Source organism: Brevibacterium oceani (genome assembly GCF_017948325.1).
Classification (GTDB): Bacteria; Actinomycetota; Actinomycetes; order Actinomycetales; family Brevibacteriaceae; genus Brevibacterium; species Brevibacterium oceani.
In genome coordinates, this window is record NZ_CP072846.1 from 2,677,026 (window position 1) to 2,703,460 (window position 26,435).

The 26,435-nt window shown below is 65.8% G+C and carries 23 protein-coding genes; 4 read left to right on the top strand and 19 right to left on the bottom strand.

Features of this window, described 5'->3' with window-relative positions; all coding sequences use genetic code 11:
* Nucleotides 1–199: 199 nt before the first annotated feature.
* From miaA to J9314_RS11940, 11 genes are all read right to left on the bottom strand, one after another.
* Complete coding sequence (gene miaA, locus J9314_RS11890) at nt 200–1,132, bottom strand: tRNA (adenosine(37)-N6)-dimethylallyltransferase MiaA (protein WP_425514160.1); 933 nt, start codon at nt 1,130–1,132, stop codon at nt 200–202.
* Complete coding sequence (locus tag J9314_RS11895) at nt 1,125–1,883, bottom strand: hypothetical protein (RefSeq protein ID WP_210602608.1); 759 nt, start codon at nt 1,881–1,883, stop codon at nt 1,125–1,127. The genes miaA and J9314_RS11895 overlap by 8 nt, the downstream gene beginning before the upstream one ends.
* Before the next feature lies 1 nt (nt 1,884).
* Nucleotides 1,885–3,381, bottom strand: coding sequence for a tRNA (N6-isopentenyl adenosine(37)-C2)-methylthiotransferase MiaB (gene miaB / locus J9314_RS11900; RefSeq protein ID WP_210602609.1), 1,497 nt, complete (start codon nt 3,379–3,381; stop codon nt 1,885–1,887).
* Nucleotides 3,382–3,504: 123 nt separating this feature from the next.
* Nucleotides 3,505–4,497: a regulatory protein RecX gene (locus tag J9314_RS19185; protein ID WP_246490358.1), complete on the bottom strand. Its 993-nt coding sequence runs from the start codon at nt 4,495–4,497 to the stop codon at nt 3,505–3,507.
* Nucleotides 4,478–5,575 carry a recombinase RecA gene (gene recA / locus J9314_RS11910; RefSeq protein WP_210602610.1) on the bottom strand — a complete coding sequence of 366 codons (1,098 nt, stop codon included), beginning with the start codon at nt 5,573–5,575 and terminating at the stop codon, nt 4,478–4,480. The genes J9314_RS19185 and recA overlap by 20 nt, the downstream gene beginning before the upstream one ends.
* Nucleotides 5,576–5,766: 191 nt before the next feature.
* Complete coding sequence (locus tag J9314_RS11915) at nt 5,767–6,174, bottom strand: VOC family protein (RefSeq protein ID WP_210602611.1); 408 nt, start codon at nt 6,172–6,174, stop codon at nt 5,767–5,769.
* Between the two features lie 52 nt (nt 6,175–6,226).
* Nucleotides 6,227–6,454, bottom strand: coding sequence for a DUF3046 domain-containing protein (locus J9314_RS11920; RefSeq protein WP_166972610.1), 228 nt, complete (start codon nt 6,452–6,454; stop codon nt 6,227–6,229).
* The gene (locus J9314_RS11925) at nt 6,454–6,783 is read right to left on the bottom strand and encodes a helix-turn-helix domain-containing protein (protein ID WP_139470108.1); all 330 of its coding nucleotides are present in this window, start codon (nt 6,781–6,783) and stop codon (nt 6,454–6,456) included. The genes J9314_RS11920 and J9314_RS11925 overlap by 1 nt, the downstream gene beginning before the upstream one ends.
* 177 nt (nt 6,784–6,960) lie before the next feature.
* Entirely contained in the window at nt 6,961–7,470 is a 510-nt protein-coding gene (locus J9314_RS11930) for a CinA family protein (RefSeq protein WP_246490359.1), read from the bottom strand.
* A complete protein-coding gene (gene pgsA / locus J9314_RS11935) occupies nt 7,463–8,188 on the bottom strand; it encodes a CDP-diacylglycerol--glycerol-3-phosphate 3-phosphatidyltransferase (protein WP_210602613.1) in 726 nt (241 codons plus the stop codon). The genes J9314_RS11930 and pgsA overlap by 8 nt, the downstream gene beginning before the upstream one ends.
* 155 nt (nt 8,189–8,343) lie before the next feature.
* Nucleotides 8,344–11,127, bottom strand: coding sequence for an FtsK/SpoIIIE family DNA translocase (locus tag J9314_RS11940; protein ID WP_210602614.1), 2,784 nt, complete (start codon nt 11,125–11,127; stop codon nt 8,344–8,346).
* 601 nt (nt 11,128–11,728) lie between these two features.
* On the opposite strand from J9314_RS11940, the gene J9314_RS11945 reads away from it, so the two are divergent.
* Nucleotides 11,729–12,523 (top strand): hypothetical protein, encoded by a 795-nt coding sequence (locus J9314_RS11945; protein WP_210602615.1) that lies wholly within the window; start codon nt 11,729–11,731, stop codon nt 12,521–12,523.
* A 182-nt stretch (nt 12,524–12,705) separates the two neighbouring features.
* Here J9314_RS11945 and J9314_RS11950 read toward each other — a convergent pair whose 3' ends face one another.
* Both J9314_RS11950 and J9314_RS11955 read right to left on the bottom strand, forming a co-directional pair.
* On the bottom strand, nt 12,706–13,467 hold the full coding sequence (locus J9314_RS11950) for a class I SAM-dependent methyltransferase (protein WP_210602616.1): 762 nt from the start codon (nt 13,465–13,467) through the stop codon (nt 12,706–12,708).
* A complete protein-coding gene (locus J9314_RS11955; protein ID WP_210602617.1) occupies nt 13,454–14,080 on the bottom strand; it encodes an ArsR/SmtB family transcription factor in 627 nt (208 codons plus the stop codon). The genes J9314_RS11950 and J9314_RS11955 overlap by 14 nt, the downstream gene beginning before the upstream one ends.
* 256 nt (nt 14,081–14,336) lie before the next feature.
* On the opposite strand from J9314_RS11955, the gene J9314_RS11960 reads away from it, so the two are divergent.
* Nucleotides 14,337–15,563 (top strand): MFS transporter, encoded by a 1,227-nt coding sequence (locus tag J9314_RS11960; protein WP_210602618.1) that lies wholly within the window; start codon nt 14,337–14,339, stop codon nt 15,561–15,563.
* A 141-nt stretch (nt 15,564–15,704) separates the two neighbouring features.
* Here the strand turns inward: J9314_RS11960 and J9314_RS11965 are convergent, their stop codons facing one another.
* Both J9314_RS11965 and J9314_RS11970 read right to left on the bottom strand, forming a co-directional pair.
* The gene (locus tag J9314_RS11965) at nt 15,705–16,364 is read right to left on the bottom strand and encodes a response regulator (protein WP_246490361.1); all 660 of its coding nucleotides are present in this window, start codon (nt 16,362–16,364) and stop codon (nt 15,705–15,707) included.
* Nucleotides 16,361–18,130 (bottom strand): ATP-binding protein, encoded by a 1,770-nt coding sequence (locus J9314_RS11970; RefSeq protein WP_210602619.1) that lies wholly within the window; start codon nt 18,128–18,130, stop codon nt 16,361–16,363. Before J9314_RS11970 ends, J9314_RS11965 begins: the two co-directional genes overlap by 4 nt.
* 143 nt (nt 18,131–18,273) lie before the next feature.
* Between J9314_RS11970 and J9314_RS11975 the strand changes: the two genes are divergently transcribed.
* A complete protein-coding gene (locus tag J9314_RS11975) occupies nt 18,274–19,815 on the top strand; it encodes a CitMHS family transporter (RefSeq protein WP_210602620.1) in 1,542 nt (513 codons plus the stop codon).
* Between the two features lie 13 nt (nt 19,816–19,828).
* Nucleotides 19,829–20,290, top strand: coding sequence for a universal stress protein (locus J9314_RS11980; protein WP_210602621.1), 462 nt, complete (start codon nt 19,829–19,831; stop codon nt 20,288–20,290).
* Between the two features lie 43 nt (nt 20,291–20,333).
* Here J9314_RS11980 and J9314_RS11985 read toward each other — a convergent pair whose 3' ends face one another.
* From J9314_RS11985 to dapA, 4 genes are all read right to left on the bottom strand, one after another.
* Complete coding sequence (locus J9314_RS11985) at nt 20,334–21,545, bottom strand: FAD-binding oxidoreductase (RefSeq protein WP_210602622.1); 1,212 nt, start codon at nt 21,543–21,545, stop codon at nt 20,334–20,336.
* A 132-nt stretch (nt 21,546–21,677) separates the two neighbouring features.
* Nucleotides 21,678–23,282, bottom strand: coding sequence for a malate synthase A (aceB, locus tag J9314_RS11990; RefSeq protein WP_210602623.1), 1,605 nt, complete (start codon nt 23,280–23,282; stop codon nt 21,678–21,680).
* Nucleotides 23,283–23,753: 471 nt separating this feature from the next.
* Nucleotides 23,754–25,400 carry a ribonuclease J gene (locus J9314_RS11995; RefSeq protein WP_181275893.1) on the bottom strand — a complete coding sequence of 549 codons (1,647 nt, stop codon included), beginning with the start codon at nt 25,398–25,400 and terminating at the stop codon, nt 23,754–23,756.
* Nucleotides 25,401–25,434: 34 nt separating this feature from the next.
* Entirely contained in the window at nt 25,435–26,358 is a 924-nt protein-coding gene (gene dapA / locus J9314_RS12000) for a 4-hydroxy-tetrahydrodipicolinate synthase (RefSeq protein ID WP_210602624.1), read from the bottom strand.
* Nucleotides 26,359–26,435 lie beyond the last annotated feature (77 nt).

Consider the following 26,435-nt stretch of genomic DNA (forward strand, 5'->3'; position numbering starts at 1 on the left):
TCCGGGGACGGCATTGCGACGGTCCGATCCGGGTCGGTGTCGCCCGCAGGCAGTCCCGCTTCGACTCGGGCCCGGACGAGGGAGGCGGCAATGCGGGTGCGACCGCCGCTCGCGCGGAAGACCTGCTCCAGCTCGGACTCGGAGAGCGTGCTGAGCAAGACCTCACATAAAGGAGACATGCCCTGGTCCCGAGCGGCGTTCAGGACCGACCGAGGACCTCGAGTGCGGCTGCGAGGTTCGCTTCTGGGTTGACTGAGGTGCCGTCGATCCAGTGGATGCGCGGGTCTCGGCGGAACCAGGTGTCCTGCCTGCGGGCGAACTGTCGGGTCCTCACCGTCGTCTCCTCCTTCGCCTCCGCTGCGGTGAGCTCACCGTCGAGGTGGCGTCGGATCTGTGCGTAGCCGATCGCCCGCGAGGCGGTCTTTCCCTCAGCGAGGCCGACATCGAGCAGGCGCCGGACCTCATCGACCCAACCCATCTCCCACATCGCTTCCACGCGTGCCGCGATGCGCTCGTGGAGGACTGGACGGTCCATGCTCAAACCCAGGTGGATCGTCGGTTCGATCTCCTGATAGTCAGGCAGCTGCGCACTGAAGGGTCGCCCCGTGAGCTCGATGACCTCGAGGGCGCGGGCGATGCGCCGCTGATCGTTGACGGTGATCTTCTCCGCTGCCGCCGGGTCGAGTGCCGCCAGCCGCTGATGCATCCGCCACCGGTCGTCGGCGACCTCGGCCTCGAGCCGGGCGCGGACTTCGGCGTCGGTGCCGGGGAATTCCATGTGGTCAACGGCGGCACGGACATAGAGCCCGGATCCGCCGACGAGGAAGGGCTGCCTGCCGCGGTCACGGATCTCGGCGATGGCCTCCCGCGACCGCGATTGGAAGTCTTGGACGTTCGCTTCTTCGGTGACATCGAGGAAGTCGATGAGATGGTGCGGAATGCTGCGCCGTTCACCCACGGGCAGCTTCGCGGTGCCGATGTCCATCCCCCGGTAGAACTGCATCGAATCCGTGTTGATGATCTCCCCGCCGAGGTGGCCGGCAAGATCGAGCGCCAGATCCGACTTCCCCGTGGCAGTGGCACCGACGACGGTGATGATCGGCCGCCGGTCGTCGTTCACAGGCTCAGTCATCGTCATCTCGCGTCAAGGTGCTGGTTCCGCAGATAGAACGCACCTCGTGCACCAGTTCATCGAAGACGAGGTCGAATGGCGACAGTCTGGCATTCGCGCTGGTGAGGCTTCGGATTCCTGCTTCGACCACGGTGAGGTCGGCGTGGACACTGTGTGCTTGGGAGCAGAGCACGAGGAGGCGACCTGTGTCGACCGCGGCAACGGGGTCCGATGTGGTGGTGAGGGAGCGATCTGAACGCGGACGGGCAGCGTTGCCCGAGCTAAGGTCCGAAGGACCGGCGGCAGTGAGTGCCTCAACGAGTGCTGCGTCGAACTCAGCTGCCCCGTCGACCGGTGCCAACGGCGCATCGTCCGTGGCCGCTCCGGACAGGTCGAGCGGCAGGAGCAGGTTCTCGCTGCTGCCGATCGGACCGACCGCCACCTCGGCGGCGTGAGCGTGAAGCAACGCGATGATGACAGCTGGGGCGGCCGCCTCGGCGATCTGACGCTCTGTCGGTGTCAGTGATTCGACGGCCTCGACCCATTCTTCGCCTGTGAGGAGCCGGCCGGTCTCCATGTCGATTCCGCGGTCGATGCCCCACCCTCCGAGTCCTGCCACCGGCGGCAGGGTCTCGATCGGCAGCGCCCACGATTCCTCGGTGCGCAGCACCTGCCGGATGGTTTCGCGCAACTGTGCGATCCGCGGCGGTTCGCTGCGGTCGATGTCGTCGAGCAGCACCGGGGCCGCGGGGATGAGGGCGCAGGTGCCCATCTCAGGCGCGGGGGCGGATGGTCGGCATGCCGAGGTTGGTCGTGCCGGCCGCGGCCTGCCCGGGGGTGGGCGCTCCGCAGCTGTCGGCCTGTGCCCGGTCGTAGGCGTCGCCGGCGCGGGACGGGCGCACCGAGTAGCCGGAGTCGGCGAGGAGGAAGTAGGGCTTCGCCTCGGTGACGGTGGCGGTGACGAAGTCACCCGGGCGGGGCAGCTCGGCGCTTTCGGGGATGCCGACGTGGACGAGGCGGTTGTCGGCGGCGCGTCCGCTCAGGCGCGGGGAATCGTCATGCGGCAGCTTCGTGACGAGCACCTCGACCTCTCGGCCGATCTGCTGCTTGTTCTCGTCCCACGCGATCTCGTCTTGGAGAGCGGTGAGGCGTTCGAAGCGTTCCTGGACGACTTCCTTGGGCACCTGGTCGTCCATCGTGGCCGCCGGTGTGCCGGGGCGGATCGAGTACTGGAAGGTGAATGCCTGGGAGAACCTGGCACGGCGGACGATGTCCATCGTGCCTTGGAAGTCCTCTTCGGTCTCGCCGGGGAATCCGACGATGATGTCGGTGGTGATCGCCGCGTGCGGGATGCGTTCGCGCACGGTGTCGAGGATGTTCATGAACCGCTTGGTCCGGTAGGAGCGGCGCATGGATTTGAGGATCGTGTCCGACCCGGACTGCAGCGGCATGTGCAGCTGCGGCATCACGGTCGGAGTCTCGGCCATGGCGTCGATGACGTCGTCGGAGAACGCGGCGGGGTGTGGGCTGGTGAAGCGGACGCGTTCGATGCCGTCGACGTTGCCGACGGCGCGCAGCAGCTTCGCGAAGGCACCCTTGTCGCGGAATTCCGCGCCGTAGGAGTTGACGTTCTGTCCCAGCAGAGTGACTTCGACGACTCCGTCGGCCACGAGCGCCTCGACCTCGGCAAGGATGTCGCCGGGGCGGCGGTCCTTCTCCTTGCCGCGCAGACTGGGCACGATGCAGAAGGTGCAGGTGTTGTTGCAGCCGACGGAGATCGAGACCCATCCGGAGTGCTGGGATTCGCGGCGGCTGGGCAGGGTGGAGGGGAAGACGTCGAGGCTCTCGAGGATCTCGACCTGGGCTTCCTCGTTGTGGCGGGCGCGCTCCAACAGTGCCGGCAGGGATCCCATGTTGTGGGTGCCGAAGACGACGTCGACCCAGGGGGCCTTCTTCACGATGGTGTCCCGGTCCTTCTGTGCCATGCAGCCGCCGACGGCGATCTGCAGACCCGGGTGGTGCTCCTTGACTTTCGCGAGCTGGCCGAGGTTGCCGTAGAGGCGGTTGTCGGCGTTCTCACGCACGGCGCAGGTGTTGAAGACGACGACGTCGGCTTGATCGTCGGTGTCTGCCTGAATGTACCCGGCGTCGTCGAGGAGTCCGGAGAGTCGCTCGGAGTCGTGCACGTTCATCTGGCAGCCGTAGGTCTTCACTTCGTAGCTGCGCGGGGTGTTCCCGGTCGTCGTCGGAGAGTCAATCAGTTCAGTCATGGCGCAACCATTCTAGCCGTTCCCGGCCTCCGGGGCGTCACTCGAGGAGCGGGGTCACCACCGGCGGAAACGCTGCGTCACTGGGGAACCGAGGAACGTCAGTCGCCGGCGCCCCGGGGAACCTCAGTCGTCGGCGAGGACTTCTCTGGTCACCTTGATGCAGATCGCCGAGGGGAATCCGCGGCGGGCGAGCATGCCGAGGATGCGGCGCTCGCGCACCGCATAGTCGAGTCGGCGCGTGGAAGCGGCCTTCTTTGCGGCGACTTCGCGGGCGAGATCTTCTTCGCCGTCGACGTCGGCGACGGCTTCGGAGGCGAGTTCGGGGCTGATGCCCTTTTTGCTGAGTTCGCGTTTGAGCACGGATTTCGACAGCTTCCGGTTCTCCCGCTGCGCGCGGACGAAGCGATGGGCGAACTCTTCGTCGTTGAGCAGCCGGGAGTTCTCCAGCTTGTCGAGGAGGACGTCGACGGCCTCGGGCATGAAGTCGCGTTTGAGCAGCTTCTTCCGCAGCTCCTCACGCGAGTGGTCGCGCATCGCGAGCATGTTCATCGCCGTCTTCTTCGCCTGCGCATAGTCGGCGTCGAAGTCCGGTGCATCGTCCTCGTCGGTGTCGAAGTCCACCGGGTCAGCATCGACGGAGAAGCCGCGGGCGCTGGCATCGGCACCGGCACCGGCGTCGGCCCAGTCGTCGGCTAGGAGATCTGAGGCATCAACGAAGTCGGGTACCGACTCGGTGTTGCCTTCTGCCCACCCGTTGTCGGGTTCTCTGCGGGGGCGCCTATTGCTGCCTGGCTTCTTCTTCCGGGTTCCCGAACCCGATCGGGAACCCCGTTTCGGCCTCTGAGCAGTGGTACCAGTACGGCCACCTCGTCGAGCGGTGGCAGCGGAGCCCGTGCCCGCGCCCGTGCTCAAGCCCGCACCGCGATCCTCGTCGAAGCCGGTCAGCCCAGCGAAGAACCCGGCCTCGCCTTCGGCATGGCGCTGGTCGATCTCGGAGATCGCACTGCGCAGCTCCGACAGGGTCGCGGCCTGCGCCGATTCCCCCGCACCGTCCTGTTGGGCCGGTGCGGCGGACTCGTCGCCAGGCTGCGGAGTGTCAGGAGACTTCGACGTCATCCGTCTGTGCTTCTCCAGCTGCTTCGGTCTCTTCCTCAGCCTCAGGCTCGTCGGCCTTGATGAGACCCAGCTTGTGCTTGATCTTCAGCTCGATCTCTTCGGCCAGACCCGGGTTGTCGCGGAGGAAGTTGCGGACGTTCTCCTTGCCCTGTCCCAGCTGGTCGCCGTCGTAGGTGAACCAGGAGCCGGACTTGCGGACGATTCCGTTGTCGACGCCCATATCGATGAGGCTGCCCTCGCGGGAGATTCCGTGTCCGTAGAGGATGTCGAACTCGGCCTGCTTGAACGGCGGGGCGACCTTGTTCTTCACGATCTTCGCCCGTGTCCGGTTTCCGACCGCGTCCTGACCTTCCTTGAGGGTCTCAATGCGGCGGACGTCGACGCGGACCGACGCGTAGAACTTCAGTGCCTTACCACCCGAGGTGGTCTCTGGGGAGCCGAAGAATACGCCGACCTTCTCACGCAGCTGGTTGATGAAGATCGCGGTGGTCTTCGACTGAGCGAGGGCACCGGTGATCTTACGCAGCGCCTGCGACATCAGACGGGCTTGGAGGCCGACGTGGCTGTCGCCCATCTCGCCTTCGATCTCGGCCTTCGGCACGAGTGCCGCGACGGAGTCGATGACGATGACGTCGAGGGCGCCGGAGCGGATGAGCATATCGGCGATCTCGAGTGCCTGCTCACCGGTGTCCGGCTGGGAGACGAGGAGCTGGTCGGTGTCGACGCCGAGCTTCTTCGCGTACTCGGGGTCGAGGGCGTGTTCGGCGTCGATGAAGGCTGCGATGCCGCCGCCCTTCTGCGCGTTGGCCACAGCATGCAGGGCCACGGTCGTCTTACCGGAGGATTCCGGACCGTAGATCTCGACGACGCGGCCGCGCGGCAGACCGCCGATGCCCAAAGCGATGTCGAGGGCGACGGAACCGGTCGGGATCGAGGCGATCGGTTCGCGAACGCCCTCGCCCAGACGCATGATCGCGCCCTTGCCGTAGTTGCGGTCGATCTGCCCCAGTGCGGCATCGAGAGCCTTCGACTTATCGCCGCCGGTGGGAACCTGGAGGTTCTTGGGTGTACGTGCCATGACGTCTCCTCATCGTTGCTTTTCCTTTGAGACCAAGGCTAGAAGATGGCACTGACATAACGACAGAGGAAGGAATTCCCCGGTGGATAACCAGCCACTCGACATCACAGGTCCCGCGATTCCTCACCAGGATAACGCACATGGGAACAAGTGTTCTATATATTCGAGCGTGTCGCGTGTCTCCCCGCGATCTACGCGGATGCCAGACCCAGCTGCCAGGTGAGTCCGAAGCGATCGCCCACCCAGCCGAACGGGCCGAAGCCATAGTCGTCGAGCGGCATGTATACGGTCCCCTGTTCGCTCAGCTCGCCGAATATGCGCTCCAGCTCCTCGGACGACTCGCAGTCGACCATGAGGGACACAGCAGGGGTGAGGTTCCATTCGTGCTCGACGAAGCTGTCGCTGAATCGCAGGCGCTGGCCGGCGATCTCGATCTCCGCCATGATGACCGTGCCCTCGGCACCAGGGCCTCCAGGGCCATACCGATTGTCGAGGAGCACTCGCCCGTCTCCGAAGATCTTGAGGTAGGACTCCATCGCTTCAACCGTGCTCTGGCCGCGACTGGGCTGGAATGTGATGAACGGGACCGCTTGATTCATATCGCCAGTCTACTCTCGAGCGACCCGCGCGATCTTGAAACCGAATCCCGCCTCAGAACGGGCGGGACCGTGGCTTCTCTTTGCCGAGACGGCGGGATTCGGGGACACCCATGGAATCGCAGACGGCGATCCAGATATCGCGTGGTTCGACGCCGGCGTCGAATGCCTGCGCCGCGGTTCTCGAACCCAAGGAACTCAGTGTCAGATCGGTGTGCAGGGAGGCAGCACGAGCCTCACCGAACTCCTCGTTCATGAGGATCCAGTAGAGAGTATGGCGCATCAGGGCTTAGCAGCCAGCCGCGGAGCAGAGTATCCCTCGGGGTGACCGAGGATCTTGTCCGAGAGCTCCTGCGGAATGGTGTCGGGGATCTGCACACCCTCTTCGAGGGCGAATCGATCAGACACCGATGACAGCAGCGCCGACAGCGGCAGGTCGAGTGCTTCGCAGATAGCCGACAGCAGCTCGGACGAGGCTTCCTTCTGTCCGCGCTCGATTTCGCTGAGGTAACCCAGCGACACGCTGGCCCCTGTCGAGACATCGCGCAGGGTGCGGCCCTGACGACGGCGGGCGGAACGTAGCGCGTCGCCGATTTCGACTCTCAGTAACATTACGCGGCCCTCCCTTTGTCAGCGCGTCCCGTCGTGGTAGTTCCATCAACCTTACAACCTGGCCGTGACACAGCACCAACCTGGTGCCCCGAGCGGATGGTATTGCCAGTCCATTCGAAGACTCTGGAGAATTTTCGTCCTATAGGCATTACCCGGTCAACCCCGTCGACGGTGAACTTATTCCGCGCTCGGCCCGTACGCGAGCTCGGCGACGAACTCGTCGAGGTTGACCGACATCGCCTGCACCGTCGACGTGCGGATCTCCTCCCGATCACCGGCGAACTCGTGCTCGAAGACCTTCGCCTTGCCGCCGAAGGCAATCGCCGTGTAGACGAGCCCGACGGGTTTGTCGTCCTGTGGCTCCGGTCCGGCGACTCCGGTGCACGAGATCCCGATGTCGGCGACGCACTCCGCGGCCGTGCCCACAGCCATCTGTGCGGCGACGACCGGGTCGATCGGTCCGGTCTCCTCGAGGTGGTCGGCATCGACGCCGGCCAGGCTCGCTTTGAGATCGGTGGCATAGGTGACCAGTCCCCCGCGCACGACGGCCGAGGCTCCGGGAACGTCGACGAGGGAGGCGACGAAGCGCCCGCCGGTCAGCGACTCCGCCGAGGCGACAGACAGTCCCAACCGGGTGCATGTGGCGATGATGCGCCGGTTGGTCTCGAGCTGGTCGGACTCAGCCACGAGTGCCGTTTCCGTCACCCTGGCCGCCGTTCCCCTGGCCGCCGTCTCCGCGACCGCTGCCGTCACCCGTCCCGGCACCAGCGGCCCCACCGCTCTGAGCCTCACGGTAGAGCTTGACCGCCTGTACGCAGTAGTCGACGCCGGTGACGATGGTGACGACGATGGCCGCGGTCATGACGACCCACGCGAAGACCAGCAGGATGGCGTAGACGACCGAGGGCACGAGCGGCGCCAGCGGGAAGATGAGCAGGAACAGCCCGATCGCCACGGTCTGGAGCACCGTCTTGATCTTTCCTCCGCGGGAGGCGGGCATGACGGCGATCCGGATCATGAAGAACCGGAGCACGGTGATGCCGAGCTCACGTACGAGGATGATCACCGGCACCCACCAGGGCAGTTCGACGATGATCGCCAGTCCGATGAGCGCGGCGGCCATGAGCGATTTGTCGGCGATCGGGTCGGCGATCTTGCCGAAGTTCGTCACCAGGTTGTATTTGCGCGCCAGATCCCCGTCGATCTTGTCCGTGAGCATCGCCAACAGGAATACGACGAGCGCCCACCACCGGGTCGTCACGTCATCGCCTCCGTGGGCAAGAAGAAGGACCAGGAAGACGGGCACCATGAGGATGCGCAGCACCGTGAGCGCGTTCGGAAGGTTCCACGGACTCGGTTCTGCGGAGGGCTGCTGAGAGGCTCCGGCCTCGGCTCGATCGTTCACATCTCCACCCTATCGGAGTGAGCTGGGCAGATCATCGCAAAGACCATCGCCGAGGTGGGGCTCCGGTGACCCGGTGCCCCACCTCGGCGATGGGTGTGGTTGTTCGTGTCGGGGACGGACGCGCCGTCCGCGACCACGGCAGTGAGGTGAGAGCCTCAGCGGCCGGTGAGCTGCCAGGCGTCCTCGCCGCTGGATTCGACGACCTCGAGCCCGGTCTCCGGGTCGACGTCGCCGACGCTGAGGTCGGCGGCGTGGCCGACACCGTGGGCGTAGCGGTCGGACGAACCGGAACCATGCGAGGGGGCCGAGCCGTGGGACGTGTGCCCGTAGTCGTCGTCGAACTCCTCGTCGTAGTCCCCGGCAGCCGAGGCATACCCGGGCTCCCCATGACCCTGGCCGCCCTGGTTCTGACCGCCGCCTGTCGGGGCCTCGGCAGCGGCGCCGCCGGAGTCCTCGGGCGGGGTCTCGCCCTTGATGATGGCCAGCGTCCCCGGCAGGTCGTCGGGACGGACGAGCACGTCGCGGGCCTTCGATCCCTCGGAGGGGCCGACGATGCCGCGGGACTCCATGAGGTCCATGAGGCGGCCGGCCTTGGCGAAGCCGACGCGCAGCTTGCGCTGGAGCATCGACGTCGAACCGAACTGGGTGGTCACGACCTGTTCGACGGCCTGGAGCAGGAGTTCGAGATCGTCGCCGATCTCCTCGTCGATCTGCTTCTTCGGGGCCTCGACGGCGACGTCTTCGCGGTAGTTCGGGGTGAGCTGGCTCTTGACGTGTTCGACGACCTTCTCGATCTCGGACTCGTTGACCCACGCACCCTGGACACGCATCGGCTTGGCCGCGCCCATCGGCAGGAACAGGGCGTCACCCTGACCGATGAGCTTCTCGGCACCGGGCTGGTCGAGCACGACTCGCGAGTCGGCCAGCGACGAGGTCGCGAACGCCAGACGTGAGGGCACGTTGGCCTTGATGAGACCGGTGACGACGTCGACGCTGGGTCGCTGGGTGGCGAGCACGAGGTGGATGCCGGCGGCACGCGCGAGCTGCGTGATGCGCTGGATCGAGGCCTCGACGTCGCGCGGGGCGACCATCATGAGGTCGGCGAGCTCGTCGACGACCACGAGCAGGTACGGGTACGGCTGGAGCACGCGTTCGGAACCGGCCGGGGGCTGGATGCGGCCCTCGCGGACGGCCTTGTTGAATTCCTTGACGTGCTTGAACCCGTAGTTCGCGAGGTCGTCGTAGCGGGCGTCCATTTCGCGCACGACCCATTCGAGCGCCTCGGCTGCCTTCTTCGGGTTCGTGATGATCGGGGTGATCAGGTGCGGGATGCCTTCGTAGATCGTCAGCTCGACGCGCTTGGGGTCGACGAGGATCATGCGCACCTCGTCGGGGGTCGCGCGCATCATGATCGAGGTGATCATCGAGTTCACGAAGCTCGATTTACCGGCACCGGTGGCACCGGCGACGAGCAGGTGGGGCATCTTTGACAGGTCGGCGACGACGAATCCGCCTTCGACGTCCTTGCCCACGCCCATGACCATCGGGTGGTCGGTCTTGCGGGCGGCTTTCGAGCGCAGCACGTCGCCGAGTGCGACGTTCTCACGGTCGGAGTTCGGGATCTCGATGCCGATGGCCTTCTTGCCGGGGATCGGCGAGAGGATGCGGACATCGGCACTGGCCACGGCGTAGGCGATGTTCTTGCTCAGCGCCGTGACCTTCTCGACCTTGGTGCCGGCGCCGAGCTCCACCTCGTAGCGGGTGACCGTGGGTCCGCGGGAGAACCCGGTGACCTCGGCGTCGATCTTGAACTGCGTCATGACGTCGCGCAGAGCCTCGACGACGCGGTCGTTGGCCTCGGAGCGCTCCTTGGCGGGCGGACCGGGGACAAGGAAGTCCGATGACGGCAGGGTGTAGGTGACGTCGCCGGCCAGGGTGAGCTGTTCGACCCGTTCGGGCAGCTGCTCGGTCGGGGGCGGCGCGGGGGCGTTGGTGGTCGGCACCGGCGCCGAGGCGGCCGCGGGCTCGGACTTCTTCGCCTCGTTGGCGGCGTCGTCGTCCATCCCGATGGTCTTCTTCAGCGCGGCCATTTCGCGCTCGGCCTTGGTCGGGCGGCGCTGGCCGGGCTTGAGCTTCGGCTCGGTGTCGATGACCTCGGTGTCGGTCTCGTCCTCGGAGATCTCGTTCTCGTTGATGTAGGCCTTGTCGTAGGCCTTGGTCACGGCTTCGTCGTCGGCGGATTCGGCGTCGAGATCGGGGATCTCGGTCTTCTTCTTCCGGCTGCGGCGCTTGGCGCCCATGACGGGTTTGAGGTCGGAGGTGCGGCCGTTCTCGGCAACGAGGTCGGACCGTTTGGTCTCGGCCGCCTCGGCGCCGGATTCGGGCCGGGCTCCCCCGGTCAGTCGCCAGTAGAGATCGGTCAGGCGCTTGGGGATCGCACGGACCGGGGTGGCGGTGATGACGAGCAGGGAGAAGAGTCCGAGCAGGACGAGCAGCGGCACGGCCACGTAGACGGTGGTCGCGGTCATCAGCGGTGAGGAGATGACGAAGCCGATGGCTCCGCCGCCGTTGGCCATGGCCTCACGGGAGTTGACGAAGCTCGGATTGCCGGCAGCGATGTGGGCGAGGCCGGAGGCGGACAGCAGCAGGAAGATGCCGCCGATGAGGATCCGGTTGTTGCCGCGGTTGTCGTCACCGCGGAGGAACAGGCGGATCGAATAGCAGGTGAGGATCACCGGCAGGGCGAGTGCCACACGTCCGAAGGTGCCCTCGACGATCGAGCGCACCACGTCGCTGATCGCGCCGGGGATGTTCCACCATTCGAAGGCGGCGATGACGATCGAGAGCCCGATGAGGAAGAACGCTGTGCCGTCCCTCTTCGTCGGTGACTGATCGGTCGGTTCGTCGCTCAGGGTCTTTCGCGCACGGTTTCCGGCCATGTGGGCCACTCCATTCCACGCACCGGTGACAACGTTTGTCCCGGGTTCTTCGGTCCCCGCTTTACCGGACCGACCAGCGTTTTTGGACGCTGTGCGCTTTCCGGAACCAGAAGCGGGGGAAGTCGTTCTGGTCGCCATGTCTCTCATCTTAGGACGATATTGCGCTCCTGCCCAGCAAATCCGCAGGTTTCGGCGTGTGGCGGGGAGGCTGTGGGCTGGGCGCGGTCGGGCTGCGCGAGGTGCGCGAGGTGCGCGTGGTGCGCGTGGGCAGCCCTTCCCTGCGTCGTGCACGTTGCGTCAATACCGGGCGCGCCTCGCCCTCGCCTCCGGTCGCGGCCCGTCCTCCCCTCCGGTCGCGGCCCGTTAGGTGGGCGTTCTGGTCGGATCCCGCTGAGTCTTTTCCGACCAGAACGCCCACTTAGTGGAGTAGAGCAGGTCCAGCAGTGCGCCGCTTCTTCACTCCTCGACGCCAGCCACGAGCCGCACGAACAGTTAGCCGCCGAATGTCCAGGCTGCCAGCTCTGACCTTGTCCACCGCCCGCCAAAAGACAACAACTATTGTAGGCTCAATGTCGACTTGAACACACGAAAGGACTGAACGTTGAAACGCTTCGCACTGGGACTCATCGCCGCAACATGCGCACTCGCTTTGACAGGCTGCGGGGATGATTCCGGCAACCAAGCAGACAACGGCGGCAGAAAGTCCGAAGAATCCGCAAACCCGGCAGATGCAGAGGCGAAGGAAGCCAGCGAACGCGCAGCTCTCAGTCCTGACGACTACAGCGCTCGAGTGCTCTCGCTCGATGACATCCCGGAAGGATTCACCCTTGACGACTCGACCGAATTCGGCGAGAAGGAAGAACAGTCGACCAACCCGTTCGACTCAGAAGGGTCTTCATCCGATGACGCCACAACTCAGACCGAATGCATCATCGGTGCGATTGGGACGCACTCGTCGGACTTGGATGGCGTTTCGACTGCCCGATCATATGAGCAATCCGGCGACAGCAATGCCGCCTACATCATGACGTCGCTGTCCAGGACCGAAAAGGAGTCAGACACGATCCTGAAGGACCTACGCAAGACTGTGGATGGTTGCGCGGACGATTTCACGGCGAGACCGACTGAATCATCGGATATGTTCGAGCCCTCGGGTTACAAAGGTGTGGGGTTCTGCGCGACTGCCTATGACGGCACGTTTACCGGCCAGGGAAAGATGGTGATGTCATCGTGCTATGTCTCATGGGCCGGCGAACTGCTGACCGTCCACTACATGGCCGTCGAGGCCGGAACAAGTCTAGTGGTCGAAGAGGACGCGATTGACGGGGTAACCGGATACATGACAGACGACTTCCTGCCGAAGGCTCTCGAAAAGGCAGATATGGCCGCGAGCTGAGCGATCCACGAGAGACAGTTTTCGGCTTTTCCTGTGCCGTCTACATTGCTTCGCTGCCGGCCACGCTACGTCGTTCCCTCCGGCGACGGCGGCCCGTTAGGTGGGCGTAATGGTCGGATCCGCGTGAGGATTTTTCCGACCAGAATGCCCACCCAGCGAAAGGAATCGGGCCAAGAACTCCGTCAGACCGCCCGCGCGATGAAGACGAACTCGCGACCGGGGCGGTCCGGGGCGTCGCGGATCTCGTCGACGACGAAACCCTCGCGCTCAAGTGATGAGGTCAGGTCGTCTCGACTCCGAAAGCGCAAAGTCGACCGCTCCTCCACCCGCGCGCCGTCAGACTCGAATACCGTGACCCCGACGAAGCGGACATACTCGCCATCGACCGATTCGAGCTGTACCCAGGATTCGACCGGTCCTTCGCCCTCGACCTCGGCACGACAGTGAGTCGTCGCCTTTGTCCAGTCTTCCCAAGCCTTCCTCTCGGGCCTGCGCGATTCGAAGACCAGCCGTCCGCCTTCCCGCAGGCAGCCATGGATCGCACGCAAGGTCTCCGACCAGTCCTCATCGCCAAGGAAGACCTGAGCGACATTGGCCGTCATGAATGCCATGTCCACCTGCAGGGGCGGCACATCCGGCGCCGTTCCATGAACCCAGGTCACTCGCTCAGCACCCGGCTTGCTCTTCGCCACGTCGAGAGCCAGAGCTGAGGGGTCGACACCGACGACCTCCACACCCCGCACTGCGAGCATCGACGCGAACGCTCCCGTGCCGCACCCCACATCCAGCACCGAGGCGGCCCCGAACTCGTCGACCATCGCCGCGTACACATCGAGGTCGTACCGATCCGGTCCTTCGAAAACGTCGTATATAGCCGCACAGCGTGCGTTGCTATAGGAGTCGACCGCGCCGGAAGCTCCACCGTCGAGGTCATCCACGGACATGCGGGCCTCCTTCACTCTCGTCATCCGTTTCGCATTCGTCGGCAGCCTCGGGTTCGGCGGACGTTCTCTGAGCAGTGCTCATCGCGGGCGAGCTCGGGTGCATGGCGATGAACAGTCCCCACTGAGTTGCCCCGTCCTTCTTCCGGCGCGACCGGAACTCCTCGAAGAGTTCGTCGATGCGCGCACGGAACTCGTCGACCTCATCGGGCGTGAGCATCGCGGCCATCCGTCCCATCGTTCGCTCCTCATAGGGGGCCGCGGTGAACTCCGCGGTGAAGGCCTCGAGCAGCTGGTGCGTCATGTCACCGGCATTGAGGAACCAGCTCTTGCCCGTCGCCAGATAGGGAATCTCTCTGGCCCCACGTCTGCCCCGCCGGACCTCCTGCGCCTCGAGGAATCCGGTGTCGGCGAGCATGCGCACATGATGGAGCGAGGTCGCCGGGTTGAGCCCGGCCGCCTCGGCGATCTCCCTATTGCTCAGCGCCTCATCGAGACACAGCCGGAGGATTCGGATCCGGATGCTCGAGGCCAGGGCCTTCGCCTCGGCTTCGGTGGCATCCCGGCGTTCAACAGCTCTGGCCAGAGAAGCCGCTGCGGGAGTGTCATCATTCATGCTTCAACGCTAGCGAGTGATCGAAAAAAGTCAATCAAATCACCCGAAGTGATTGACTTCCCTCAATCGCTCATGGAAGATTACTGATTGACACTCCTCAATCACTAACCATCGAACTCGAGGAAGAGCCATGGCTCCAGCTGATTCACCACCGCCTCGCGAACCGGAAACTTCAGCACGCGAAGCGCAGCCTTCGCAGCAGGCCGATCCAGCGCAACAGCCGAAGAGCACATCGTTGTGGAGACACCTCGATTTCATGAAGCTCTGGGCTGGTGACACCGTCTCCGTGTTCGGCTCCCAGCTCGTGCTCTTCGCCCTCCCCCTCATCGCCGTGCAGCTCCTCGATGCCGACGCATTCGAGATGGGCGTCCTCGCAACCCTGGAATCCGCGGCCTTCCTCCTCATCAGCCTGCCCGCCGGCGCATGGGTCGACCGGCTGCCGAAGAAGCTCGTCATCGTCTCCGGCGACATCATCCGCGCCGCGATTCTCCTGACCATCCCCTTGGCCTGGGCATTCGATACGTTGAGCATGACTCAGCTCTACCTCGTCGCCGCCGGAGTCGGCATCGTCACCGTCTTCTTCGACATCGCCAACCAGTCCTATCTGCCCGAACTCGTCGACGGTGATGCGATCTCCGACGGCAACGGCAAACTCCAGGCCAGCCAACAGACCGCGGGAGTCGCCGGCCCGACGTTCGCGTCGGAGCTCGTCACCGCCATCGGCGCACCGCTGACTGTGGGGCTGACAAGTATCTGCATGGGACTGTCCAGCCTCTTCGTCGGACTCATCCGTCACCGGGAGACGCCTCAGCCGACAGACACCCGCGCCGGTTTCGTCTCCGAAATCCGCGAGGGCCTCAGCTTCGTCCTCGGCCACCCTCTTCTGCGACGCATCACCGCCTGCACAGGCCTGACGAACTTCGCGTCCTCGGGTGTCTTTGCCCTCCTTGTCCTCTACGCGCTTACCACGCTCGGACTCCACCAGGTCGAGCTAGGCATCGTCATGTCCGTCGCTTCGGCCGGCGGTATCTTCGGTGCACTCTCGGCCGCCTGGGTGCAGAAGTTCATCGGCGAAGGCACAAGCATCGCCGTGTCGGCGGCGATCGCCGGAACCTGCTTCTTCGGTGTGCCGCTCGCATCCGTGCTGCCCGCACTTCCGACCCTGCTCATCAGCTGGTTCATCGTCACCTGGGCCGTCGTCGTATACAACATCGCTCAGGTCAGCTTCCGGCAACGCATGTGCCCGAAACCGCTGCTCGGGCGGATGAACGCCTCGATCCGCTTCCTCGTGTGGGGTCCGATGCCGCTTGGCGCCTTCCTCGCCGGAGTCTTCGGCGACCGGCTGGGCGTGACCTCGACGATGTGGATTCTCGCCGCGTGCTCACTTCTCGGAGCGCTGCCCGTGCTTGTCTCACCGCTGCTGACGATGCGCACGCTCCCGCGTGAACTCGACCTGCTCAGCGCGAATGACCCGCCGGACTGACGCCTCGCCGACCGCCGACATTTCGTCAGCAGCTTGGTGAACCTGCAGCAGCTTGGTGCAGGGAGCAAGCTGCTGCAGGTTCACCAAGCTGTGAGCGAAACGGGCCAGCGGTAGCAGCGCAGCGTCGGCACCGACGCCCGCTCACTTCGTGGCGTAGAGATGCTCGGGCCGCCCCGTCGACCCGTACTGCAGGGACACGGTGATGGTCCGAGCCTCGGCGAGTTTCGCCAGGTGGCGCTGCGCGGTCGCGCGGGAGGCCCCGACCGCCTCGGCGACCTCGAGGGCAGTCATCGGACCGTGCGCCTCCTCAAGTGCGGCAAGAATCCGACTCGTCGTCGAGGATCCGGCCGGGCTCGCACCGGACCCGCCGGCGGCCGAAGCATCGTAGAGGTTGCGCAGCTGCCGCTCCAGATCGGCCTGCCCGACCTTCTCCCGCTCCCAGTATCGGCGGAATCGGGTATAGCGACGCAGGAAGTTCTGCAGCACCTCGGCGGCGAAGGGTTTGACGATGTACGTCATCGCCCCGGCCCGCAGGGACGCCCGCACGACCTGCGGGTCCGTCACCGCCGAGAGCACGATCGCATCGATGTCCGTCTCACGGATGAGTTCGAGCCCGGTGCCTTCGGGCAGCACGTAGTCCGCGAGGATGAGGTCGACGTCCTGGTCGGCGATGACCTCCCTGGCCGTCGCCAGATCCCGCACCGGTTCGAGCGCCGTGAAGCCGGGCACCTCGTCGACGTAGCGGGCGTGGATCTGCCCCACGAAGAAGTCGTCATCGAGCACGAGAACGTTGACCATCATCTCTCCTCATCTTGCTGAAATTCCTCAAGTGCATCGGGCAGGACCATGCCGAAGCTCGCCCCGCCGAGGTCGGGGTCGTGACCGTCGATGAGCCACACCCGTCCTCCGCCCTTCTCCGCGACCCGGCGGCTGAGCGCGAGACCGATGCCCAGTCCGTGGCCGTCCCCGGTCCCGGTTCCCGTGGTCAGTCCGATCCCGAAGTCCGGCGCCGAGGCGGCCTCCGCCGTCGAGAATCCCTCCTCGAAGATCTTCTCCTCCACGTCCGCATCGACCCCGTCGCCGGTGTCGGTGACGACCGCGTGGAGTTCGCGTCCCGAGCTGAGCAGCTGCACCACGACGCGTGCACCCGCACTGCCCCGACCCGCGACGGCCGCGCGGACGGCGTTGTCGATGAGGTTGCCGAGGATGAGTGTGACCGCCTCGGGGTCGCGGACGGTGCCCACGGCCAGGGAATCCGGGGCCACGGACAGGGTCACCCCCGCCTCGGCGGCGGTCGTCCCCTTCGCCTCCAGGACGGCACGCAGATACGGGTCGGAGACGAGATCGATGTCCTCGACGGGGGTCGCGATCGGCCCGGTGCCGAGGATCGACGACAGATAGGTGTGGGCTTCGTCGGTGGCGCCGGTGTCGACGAGCCCGAGCACGGTGTGCAGCCGGTTGGCGAATTCGTGGCGCTGAGTGCGCAGGGCCCGAGCCATCGCGGTGACGGACTCGAGCTGGCGGGCCATCGTCAGCATCTGCGTCTCATCGCGCAGGGTCACGACCCCGCCGACGGACACCCCGTCGCGTTGGACGCGCACGGCAGTGGCGAGCAGGATCCGCTCGCCGATCGTGATCCGCCGCCGCAGCGCGCCTTCGGCCGGGACATCGGCCATCATCGTGGTGATCTCGTCGGGCACATTGATGTCGTCGCCGTCGATATCATCGCCGTCGAGTTCCCTCGCCGAGGTGGCCCTGCCTTTCACATCGGCCCGGTCCTGACCGTCGGCCGCACCGAGCAGCTCCTTCGCGTTCGAGTTGCTCAGGGTCAGGGTGCCGTCGGCACTGAAGCCCAGCACTCCGTCGTCGAGGCCGTGGAGGACGGCTCCCTGGTCGCGGGCCATCTCGGCAAGCTCTTCGGGGCCGACGCCGAGAGTCTCGCGCCGCAGCCTGCGCCCGAGCATCACCGACACGACACCGCCGAGCGCCAGCGCGAGCACCGCGACGGTACCTAGCAGGAGCAGCTCACGCCGCAGATCGGCATCGAGCACGGAGGCGTAGATGCCCACGGAGACCTCACCGACGACGGTCTCGTCATCGGCGGTCGAGTAGATCGGGACCTTCGCCCGCACCGTCTCCCCGAGTGTTCCCGACTCGTGCGAGATGTTCTCCCGCCCGGCCAGGGCCTCCTCCGGCGAGGTGGAGACCCGGTGACCGATCTTCGACCGGTCGGGATGGGTGAGCCGGATGCCGCGGTCGTCAGTGATGACCGCGAAGCTGATGCCCGATCGGGCCCGCAGGTCATCGGTGATCTTCAGCATCGACTCGACGATCTGCTCGTCGGGCTCATCGGCATGTTCGTCCGAGGCCTTCGTCGCGGCGGCTCGCACATTCGGATCGATCGCCAGGGTGCGGGCAGTTGCCAGTGCTTTGGTCTCGGTCACCTCGGTGACGGTGCGCGAGCCCAACCAGGCGAACACGCCGGTGACGAGTGCGAGGATGACGACGACGAGCGCGAGCTGAGAGATCAGCACACGGCGGGAGAACGATCGTCGGGGGCGGGACACGCGGCAAGCGTAGCCGCGTTTGAGCGCAATGCGCAAAAGGTGGTCAACGATCTAAACGCCATCAGTGCGCACAAACGCGCGCGGTGAGTGATCTGGGCCCTACGGTGTTTCGAGCCTCACATTCGTCTTCGAAGGAGAAGCCCGTGCTCGTCATTCTCGGTTTCGCCATGATCATCGTCTTCATGACGCTCATCATGACCAAGCGACTCTCACCGATCCTCGCACTCATCCTCGTGCCCACCATCTTCGGTCTCTTCGCCGGGGCCGGTCTGGGCATCGGTGAGATGGTCATGGACGCGATCGCCTCGATGTCGTCGACGGCGGCGCTGCTGCTCTTCGCCATCATCTACTTCGGCATCATGATCGACGTCGGCCTCTTCGACAAGCTCGTCGAGTTCATCCTCAAGGTCGCCGGCAATGACCCGGTCAAGGTCGTCCTCGGCACCGCGCTGCTCACCGGCGCGGTCTCCCTCGACGGTGACGGATCGACGACCTTCATCGTCGTCACCGCGGCCATGCTGCCGATCTACCAGCGCCTCGAGATGTCCCCGATCGTGCTCACCTGCGTGGCCGGGCTCATCAACGGCACCCTCAACATCGTCCCGTGGGGCGGACCGACGGCGCGGGCCTCCTCGGCGCTGCAGATCGATGCCAACGAGATCTTCGCCCCGATGGTGCCCTCGCTCATCGCGGGCCTGCTCGTGTGCCTCATCTTCGCGTACCTGCTCGGCATCTCCGAGCGCCGTCGCCTGACCAAGAACGGTGTCGCCTGGATCGAGGGCCGCGGCTCGAACCCGCGTAAGGACCTCGTCGGCGCCGCCGCCGGCTCCTCGGCTCACGGTGCGACCGCGGGTGCCTCGGCAACCGGAACCGCGACGAGCAACGGAACCACCACCGGAGGCCACGGTGACGGGATCGGCACGGCCGCCTCGGCGACGGGATCCGACGGATCGGCGCTCGACTCGGACTCCGCGTACGACACCGCATCCGACTCAGGATCCGACTCCGAATCGGGCTCCGGGACGGGCCTGACGAACACGGCCCTCGACCCGAACCGGGCGACGCTGCGACCGAAGCTGTTCTGGTTCAACCTCGGCCTGACGGTGGCCGTGATGGTCCTGCTCATCGCCGACATCCTGCCGCTGCCGTACCTGTTCATGATCGCCTCGGTCATCGCTCTCATGGTCAACTTCCCGAAGATGAAGGATCAGCAGGCCGAGCTGGCCAGCCACGCCACCGCGATCATCTCCGTCGTCGCGATGGTCATGGCCGCGGGCGTGCTCACCGGCATCATGTCCGGCACCGGAATGGTCGACGCGATGGCCGAATGGCTCGTCGAGGTCATCCCGAACTCGATGGGCCCCTACATGGCCGTCATCACCGGCCTGCTGTCGATCCCGATGACGTTCTTCATGAGCAACGACGCCTTCTACTTCGGCATCCTGCCCGTGCTCACCGAGACCGCCGCCCACTTCGGCATCTCCGCCGCCGATATGGCCCGCGCCTCGATCACCGGCCAGCCGGTGCACATGCAGTCGCCGCTCGTGCCCGCGATCCTGCTGCTCGTCTCCCTGTCCGGCGTCGAGCTCGGCGACCACCACAAGAAGGTGCTGTGGCGGGCGCTCATCGTCGCCCTCGTCATGCTCGCCGTGGGTGTCGCCATCGGCGTCATCGGAATCGGCTGATCGGAGACCTGTCATGACTGACCTGTATTCGACCCCGCACCCCCGCTTCCCCACCCCGAACCTGCGAGTCACGGCCTCTCCGGGCGTCGATTCCGCCGCGGCGACCGTGGTCCTGGCCATGCGCGCCGATGCCTCCCCCGCGGTGCTCGACCACGCGCTGGCGGCCGCTCACCGCGAGGAGGCTTGCCTGCGCGCGGTCGTGTTCGGAACCGATACGACGACCGCTCCGTCGGTATCGCCTCTGGCCGAGTGCACCCGGTTGGGTGAGGCCCTCGCCGAGGCGGGGGTCGAGTTCGAGGTCCAGCGAGCCGGATCCGATCCCGCCGAACAGATCCTCGCCCTGGCCGAGGACCACGACGCAAGGCTCATCGTCATGTCGACCAAACGCCGCTCCCCCGTGGTCAAGCTGCTGCTGGGCTCGAGCGCGCAGCAGGTCATCCTCGAGGCCGAGTGCCCCGTGCTGCTGGTGAAGTAGAGGGGCAACTGGTCAAGTAGAGGGGCTGCTGGTGAAGTAGAGGTCAGATTCCGCCGAGGCCGCGCCCGGGTGAGAGAATCCCGCGCGGGTCGCAGTCGTTCTTGAGTTCCTGCAGACCCTGCCTGCCCGGCAGCGGACCCCATGCGTCGACGCCGTCCCACACGGTGGCCGGCGCATGGACCAGTCGGGCGCCGATGCGGTGCAGGCCGAAGGAACGCAGGTGTTCGAGCACCACCCTGGTCGCCACTCCCGGTTCGGTCTCCGGTGCTCCGACGCCGAGTTCGAACCGCCCCACAGCACTCCCCCACAGCTGCAGCGGATAGCCGATCGCGTCCTCGAGCCGGGCGGTCGTCTCGAGCAGGTCGGGCAGGAAGTCCGGAGCGATCGACACACCGATCGTCACAGGCACCCCCGCCCGCCTGCCCCACCACTCCGGACGCGCACAGGCGGTGGCACCGGGGACAGCCTCGACGAGGCGGCCCACCTCGGACTCGACCTGTGCCGTCTCCCCTTCGATGAGGGCGACGGTCGCGGCCGGCGCTCCGGGCGGGCGTTCGATGACGACCGCATCCGGGACGCGACGGGCCGCGAGGAGGTCGGCGGCCGCCTCGGCGCCGGGGATCCAGACGAATCCCTCGGACTCAGGCCGCGTGGTCAGGCGGATCTCGGCCTCGACGATGATCGCGCGCGTGCCCAACGACCCGGTCATCAGCCCGGGCAGGTCACGGCCGGTCAGGGCCGGTGAGAGTCCACCTGAGGTGCGGGCGATCGTGCCGTCGGCGCCGACGGTCGTCACCGCGGTCACGGACTCTGCGAGGCGGGGACGGTGCAGGTGGCGCGGTCCTGTCGCGGCCGTGGCGATCATTCCGCCGAGGCTGGCTCCGGCCTCGATCCGGTCGAGAGGCAGGTCGGGAAAAATCTCCTGCCCGGAGGCGGCGGCGAGGCGGTCGAGCGCGCTGATCTTCGCTCCCGCACCGGCACGCAGGGTTCCGTCTGACACGGAACGGTCAGCGGGCACGGAACGGCCGCCCGTCTGGGAACGATCGGTCACCTCGGCGTGATCGGCCACCTCGGCGAGGCCGGTCATGTCGATGAGCAGCCCGGGGGTCGCTGCCGGCGGATTGTCGTCGAAGGCGGTGCCGCCGCCGAAGACGGCGACGGTGCGGTTCTCGGCATGGGCGCGGGCCATGAGCTCGGAAAGCTCGGCGATGCTGTCGGGACTGGCCAGTCGCGGCAGTTCTGTGGTCCGGCTCATCCCCACCTCTGTTCCAGCGATTGCGGACGCTGCGCTGCGTGCATGTGTAGGTCGAGCTTAGCGAAGAACGCCCCCGAATCGGTGCGCACGGCACAGATTTCGGGGGCGTTCGGTGTGGTCACCGCTTGCAGGTCAGGGCATGCGGGCGTAGGCCGGCAGGGTGAGGAAGTCGACGTAGTCGGGAGCGATCGCGACCGAGACGAAGGTGTCGGTGGCGTCCTTCCAATCGGCTTCGTCACCGGGCAGCTTGGCGACCTCCTCGGCGACGATGCGCTCGACGAGGTCCTTCGTGACCGTCTCACCGGTGTCCAGTTCGACTCCGGCATCGAGCCACTGCCACACCTGGGAACGGGAGATCTCCGCGGTCGCGGCGTCCTCCATCAGCCCGTGGATGGCGACCGCGCCGTTGCCTTCGAGCCAGGCGCGCAGGTACTGGATGCCGACGTTGACGTTCGTCCGCAGGCCCTTCTCCGTCATCGCACCGGGGGTGGCCTTGACGTTGAGGAGGTCCGCGGCGGAGACGTTGACGTCCTCGCGCTTGTTCTCGATCTGGTTGGCGTTCTCACCCAGGGTCTCGGTGAAGACCTCCTTGCACAGGGCGACCATGCCAGGGTGGGCGACCCACGAACCGTCGAAGCCCTTGCCTGCTTCACGGGACTTGTCCTCGCGCACCTTGTCGAAGGCGGCCTTGTTCTCGGCCTCGTCCTTCGACGGGATGAACGCGGACATGCCGCCGATCGCGTGCGCGCCGCGCTTGTGGCAGGTGCGAACGAGCAGTTCGGTGTAGGCGTCCATGAACGGAACGGTCATGGTCACGTCCGAACGGTCCGGCAGCAGGTAGTCCGAGCCACGAGCGCGGAAGTTCTTGATCACCGAGAAGATGTAGTCCCAGCGACCGGCGTTGAGTCCGGCGGAGTGCTCGCGCAGTTCGTAGAGGATCTCCTCCATCTCGAATGCGGCCGGGTAGGTCTCGATGAGCACAGTGGCCCGGATGGTTCCGCGGTCGAGGCCGAAGGTGTCCTCAGCGAGCTCGAAGGCCTGGTTCCACAGGCGCGCTTCGAGGTGGGATTCCATCTTCGGCAGGTAGAAGTAGGGCCCTTTGCCCTTTTCGATCTGGAGCTGACCGGCAGTGGAGAAGTACAGGGCGAAGTCGACGAGCGAGCCGGAGGTCTCCTCACCGTCGATGAGGATGTGTTTCTCCGGCATGTGCCAGCCGCGGGGGCGGACGACGATGGTCGGCAGCTCCTCATCCGGGGCCAGAGTGTAGGACTTGCCCTCGGGCGAGGTGAAGTCGATCTCGCGGTTGAGCGAGTCGAGCAGATTGAGCTGACCCTGGATGACCGAATCCCACTGCGGGGTGTTCGCGTCCTCCTGGTCGGCCAGCCACACCTTCGCCCCCGAGTTCAGGGCGTTGATCGTCATCTTCTTGTACGTCGGCCCGGTCATCTCCACTCGGCGGTCCTCGAGGCCGGGAGCCGGGGCTGCGACCTGCCATGTCGGATCGTTGCGGATGTCGGCGGTCTCTTCGAGGAAGTCGAGGTCGGCGCCGGCGGCGATCTCTTCCTGACGGACCTTGCGTGCTTCGAGGCGATTGAGCCGTTCGCCGTTGAACTTCCGGTGCAGTTCGACGATGAGCTCGAGAGCTCGCGGGGTGAGGACCTTCTCAGCCCCGTCCGGCAGCTCACCGGTGATCTCCATCCCGGCGGGGATGTCCAGGTTTTCGATATGAGCGGTCATCGCTGGTTCTCCTTAGTCAGCACCGCAGTGCTGCGTCCTTGTCCGCACCAACTGGTGCGTCCGTGTTCGCTGGTCAACGGGGTTTGGCCTGCGAACTTCCACATCGTGAAAATGTTTGTTCACACGACGAAAGACTATGAGGTGATGAACGTCTCGTCAAACCCTATCCTGGATTCGAGACGGGGTGTCGAGCGTGGTGGCCGTCGGGGTGCGGGCTGCTCAGACCGAGGATGTCTCCTGCGGGTGGATCCACCGCGAAAATCAGCGAGACATCGAGACGGATCCACCCGCAGGAGACACGTGCCGCACCGGGACCAGCCCCGGAAACGCCAACAGCTCGGTGAACCTGCACGGGCTTGGTGCAGGGACCAAGCTAGTGCAGGTTCACCGAGCTGTAAATGCATCGGCGCCCGCGCGGGATCGTTCCGCGCTGCGACCCGCAGCAGTTCAGGGACTCAGAAACTCTGAACCTCAGACGATGACGACCATCGGGACGATCATCGGCTTGCGGCGCAGCTTCGAGGACACCCAGCGGCCGATGGTGCGGCGCACGACCTGCTGGAGCTGGTACTGGTCGGTGGTGCCGTCACGGAGGGCATCCTCGACGGCCTTCTTCACCTTCGGCACGATCGAGTCGAAAACGTCGTCGGATTCGGCGACACCGCGGGCGTGGATCTCGGGGCCGGCGATGAGCGACTTCGTCTGCGAGTTCACGGCCATGAAGATCGTCACGAAGCCCTCACCGGACAGCACGAGGCGGTCCTTGAGGTCGGCCTCGGTGATCTCACCGACCGACGATCCGTCGACGAAGACATAGTTGCAGTCGACGGCGCCGACGACCTCGGCGTGACCGTCCTTGAGGTCGACGACCCAGCCGTCATCGGCAAGCACGATGTTGTCCGGATCGACGCCGGTCGCCTCGGCGTGACGGCCGTTGGCCAGCAGGTGGCGCCATTCGCCGTGGACGGGCATGACTCCGCGCGGCTTGACGATGTTGTAGCAGTAGAGCAGCTCGCCGCCGGAGGCGTGACCGGAGACGTGGATCTTCGCATCGGCCTTCGAGATCACTCGGGCGCCGAGGCGCATCAGGCCGTTGATGACCTTGAACACGGAGTTCTCGTTGCCGGGGATGAGCGAGGAGGCGAGGATGACGGTGTCGCCGTCGCCGACCTCGACGCGGTGGTTGCGGTTGGCCATCCGCGACAGGGCGGCCATCGGCTCGCCCTGGGAGCCGGTGCACATGAGGACGATCTGGTCCTCGGGGTAGTCGTCGACCTTCTTGATGTCGATGATCGACCCCTGCGGCACGTTGAGGTAGCCGAGGTCTTCGGCGATCTTCATGTTCCGCACCATGGAGCGGCCGACGAGGGCGACCTTGCGGCCGTGGGCGTTGGCCGCGTTGAGCACCTGCTGGACGCGGTGGACGTGGGAGGAGAAGGAGGCGACGATGATGCGGCGTTCGGCGGTGCCGAAGAGGTTCTCGAGCACGGGCCCGATGTCCTTCTCCAGCGCGGTGAAGCCGGGGACCTCGGCGTTCGTCGAGTCCGTCATGAACAGGTCCACACCCTCTTCGCCGAGGCGGGCGAAGGCACGCAGGTCCGTGATCCGGCCGTCGAGCGGCAGCTGGTCCATCTTGAAGTCGCCGGTGTGGAGGATGTTGCCGGCGCCGGTGCGGATGAACACGGCCAGGGCGTCGGGGATCGAGTGGTTGACGGCGACGAACTCGAGGTCGAAGGGACCGAGCTGGTCGAGATCGTCCTCACGCACCACGCGCGTGATCGGCTTGATCCGGTGTTCCTTGAGCTTGGCCTCGATGAGGGCGATCGTCAGCTTCGAGCCGAGTATCGGAATATCACCCTTGCGGCGCAGCAGGTAGGGCACGGCACCGATGTGGTCTTCGTGGCCGTGGGTGAGGACGAGGCCGACGATGTCGTCGAGGCGATCGTCGAGGTACGAGAAGTCGGGGAGGATGAGGTCGACGCCGGGCTGGTCCTCTTCGGGGAAGAGGACGCCGCAGTCGACGATGAGGAGTTTGCCGTGGTATTCGAACACGGTCATATTGCGCCCGACCTCGCCGAGTCCGCCGAGCGCGACGATGCGAACGGCTTCCTTGTCCATCTTCGGCGGACGGGACAGTTCTTGGGTCAATGCATTATTCACTGAGGTAACCACTCCTGGTCAATTGGGCGGCGACGAATGCCACCTGCTCCTCATCAGCTGGGAGCAGCGGCATGCGCACGTCGCGGTTGTCGAGTATTCCTTGGGCCTGCAATGCGGCCTTCGCCGAGATCACTCCCGGCATGTGGTTCATGAGCGCATCCACGACGTCCGCGGTGTCGCGGGAGAGGATGCGTGCGGTGTTGAGGTCGTTGTTCGCCACTGCTCGGACCATCTGGGCGAAGCGGTCGGAGCAGACGTGTCCGGCCACGGACACGAGGCCGAGCGCGCCGAGGGAGAGCAGCGGCAGGTTGAGTGCGTCCTCGCCGGAGTAGTAGACCAGCGACGAGTTGTTCATCACGAACGAGGAGGCGAAGAGGTCGCCCTTGGCGTCCTTGACCGCGAGGATGTTCGGGTGGTCGGACAGCCGCAGCAGCGTGTCGGTGATGATCGGGGCACCGGCGCGGCCGGGAATGTCGTAGAGCATCACCGGCAGGTCGGTCGAGTCCGCGGCGGCGCGCATATGCGCTTCGATCGCCGGCTGGGTCGGCTTCGAATAGTAGGGAGTGACGATGAGGATGCCGTCGGCTCCCGCGACCGCGGAGCGCTGCGAGAGGTCGATGGTGTGCGCGGTGACGTTGTTGCCGGTGCCGGCGATGATCTTCGCGCGGTTGCCGATGACTCCGCGGACGACGCGGAGGAGTTCGATCTTCTCATCGTCGGTCGTCGTCGGTGATTCTCCGGTGGTGCCGGAGACGACGAGCATGTCGTTTCCGAGTTCGACGAGGTGGTTCGCCACCTTCTCGACGGCCGGATAGTCGATGCTGCCGTCACGCTTGAACGGCGTCACCATTGCCGTGCCGACGGTACCGAACGCATCAATGGCAGTCGCTGCTGCCTGGTCACCGAGAATCGCCATGCCCCCAGGATACCGCCCACACCCGCCGGGCCGTGCAGTGGCCCATCCGCGTTGCGGATGATGTTCGCCTCCCCTCT

Bases quoted from the DNA above. Each gene is read 5' to 3' on its own strand.
- J9314_RS11895 (WP_210602608.1), bottom strand. From the start codon at position 1,883: ATGGGCACCTGCGCCCTCATCCCCGCGGCCCCGGTGCTGCTCGACGAC.
- miaA (WP_425514160.1), bottom strand. From the start codon at position 1,132: ATGACTGAGCCTGTGAACGACGACCGGCGGCCGATCATCACCGTCGTC.
- J9314_RS11950 (WP_210602616.1), bottom strand. From the start codon at position 13,467: ATGTCCGTGGATGACCTCGACGGTGGAGCTTCCGGCGCGGTCGACTCC.
- aceB (WP_210602623.1), bottom strand. From the start codon at position 23,282: ATGACCGCTCATATCGAAAACCTGGACATCCCCGCCGGGATGGAGATC.
- J9314_RS11965 (WP_246490361.1), bottom strand. From the start codon at position 16,364: ATGATGGTCAACGTTCTCGTGCTCGATGACGACTTCTTCGTGGGGCAG.
- J9314_RS11915 (WP_210602611.1), bottom strand. From the start codon at position 6,174: ATGAATCAAGCGGTCCCGTTCATCACATTCCAGCCCAGTCGCGGCCAG.
- J9314_RS11955 (WP_210602617.1), bottom strand. From the start codon at position 14,080: ATGAATGATGACACTCCCGCAGCGGCTTCTCTGGCCAGAGCTGTTGAA.
- J9314_RS11985 (WP_210602622.1), bottom strand. From the start codon at position 21,545: ATGAGCCGGACCACAGAACTGCCGCGACTGGCCAGTCCCGACAGCATC.
- recA (WP_210602610.1), bottom strand. From the start codon at position 5,575: ATGGCACGTACACCCAAGAACCTCCAGGTTCCCACCGGCGGCGATAAG.
- miaB (WP_210602609.1), bottom strand. From the start codon at position 3,381: ATGACTGAACTGATTGACTCTCCGACGACGACCGGGAACACCCCGCGC.
- J9314_RS11980 (WP_210602621.1), top strand. From the start codon at position 19,829: ATGACTGACCTGTATTCGACCCCGCACCCCCGCTTCCCCACCCCGAAC.
- J9314_RS11960 (WP_210602618.1), top strand. From the start codon at position 14,337: ATGAAGCTCTGGGCTGGTGACACCGTCTCCGTGTTCGGCTCCCAGCTC.
- J9314_RS11920 (WP_166972610.1), bottom strand. From the start codon at position 6,454: ATGCGCCATACTCTCTACTGGATCCTCATGAACGAGGAGTTCGGTGAG.
- J9314_RS11940 (WP_210602614.1), bottom strand. From the start codon at position 11,127: ATGGCCGGAAACCGTGCGCGAAAGACCCTGAGCGACGAACCGACCGAT.
- J9314_RS11925 (WP_139470108.1), bottom strand. From the start codon at position 6,783: ATGTTACTGAGAGTCGAAATCGGCGACGCGCTACGTTCCGCCCGCCGT.
- J9314_RS11995 (WP_181275893.1), bottom strand. From the start codon at position 25,400: ATGGACAAGGAAGCCGTTCGCATCGTCGCGCTCGGCGGACTCGGCGAG.
- dapA (WP_210602624.1), bottom strand. From the start codon at position 26,358: ATGGCGATTCTCGGTGACCAGGCAGCAGCGACTGCCATTGATGCGTTC.
- J9314_RS19185 (WP_246490358.1), bottom strand. From the start codon at position 4,497: ATGACGTCGAAGTCTCCTGACACTCCGCAGCCTGGCGACGAGTCCGCC.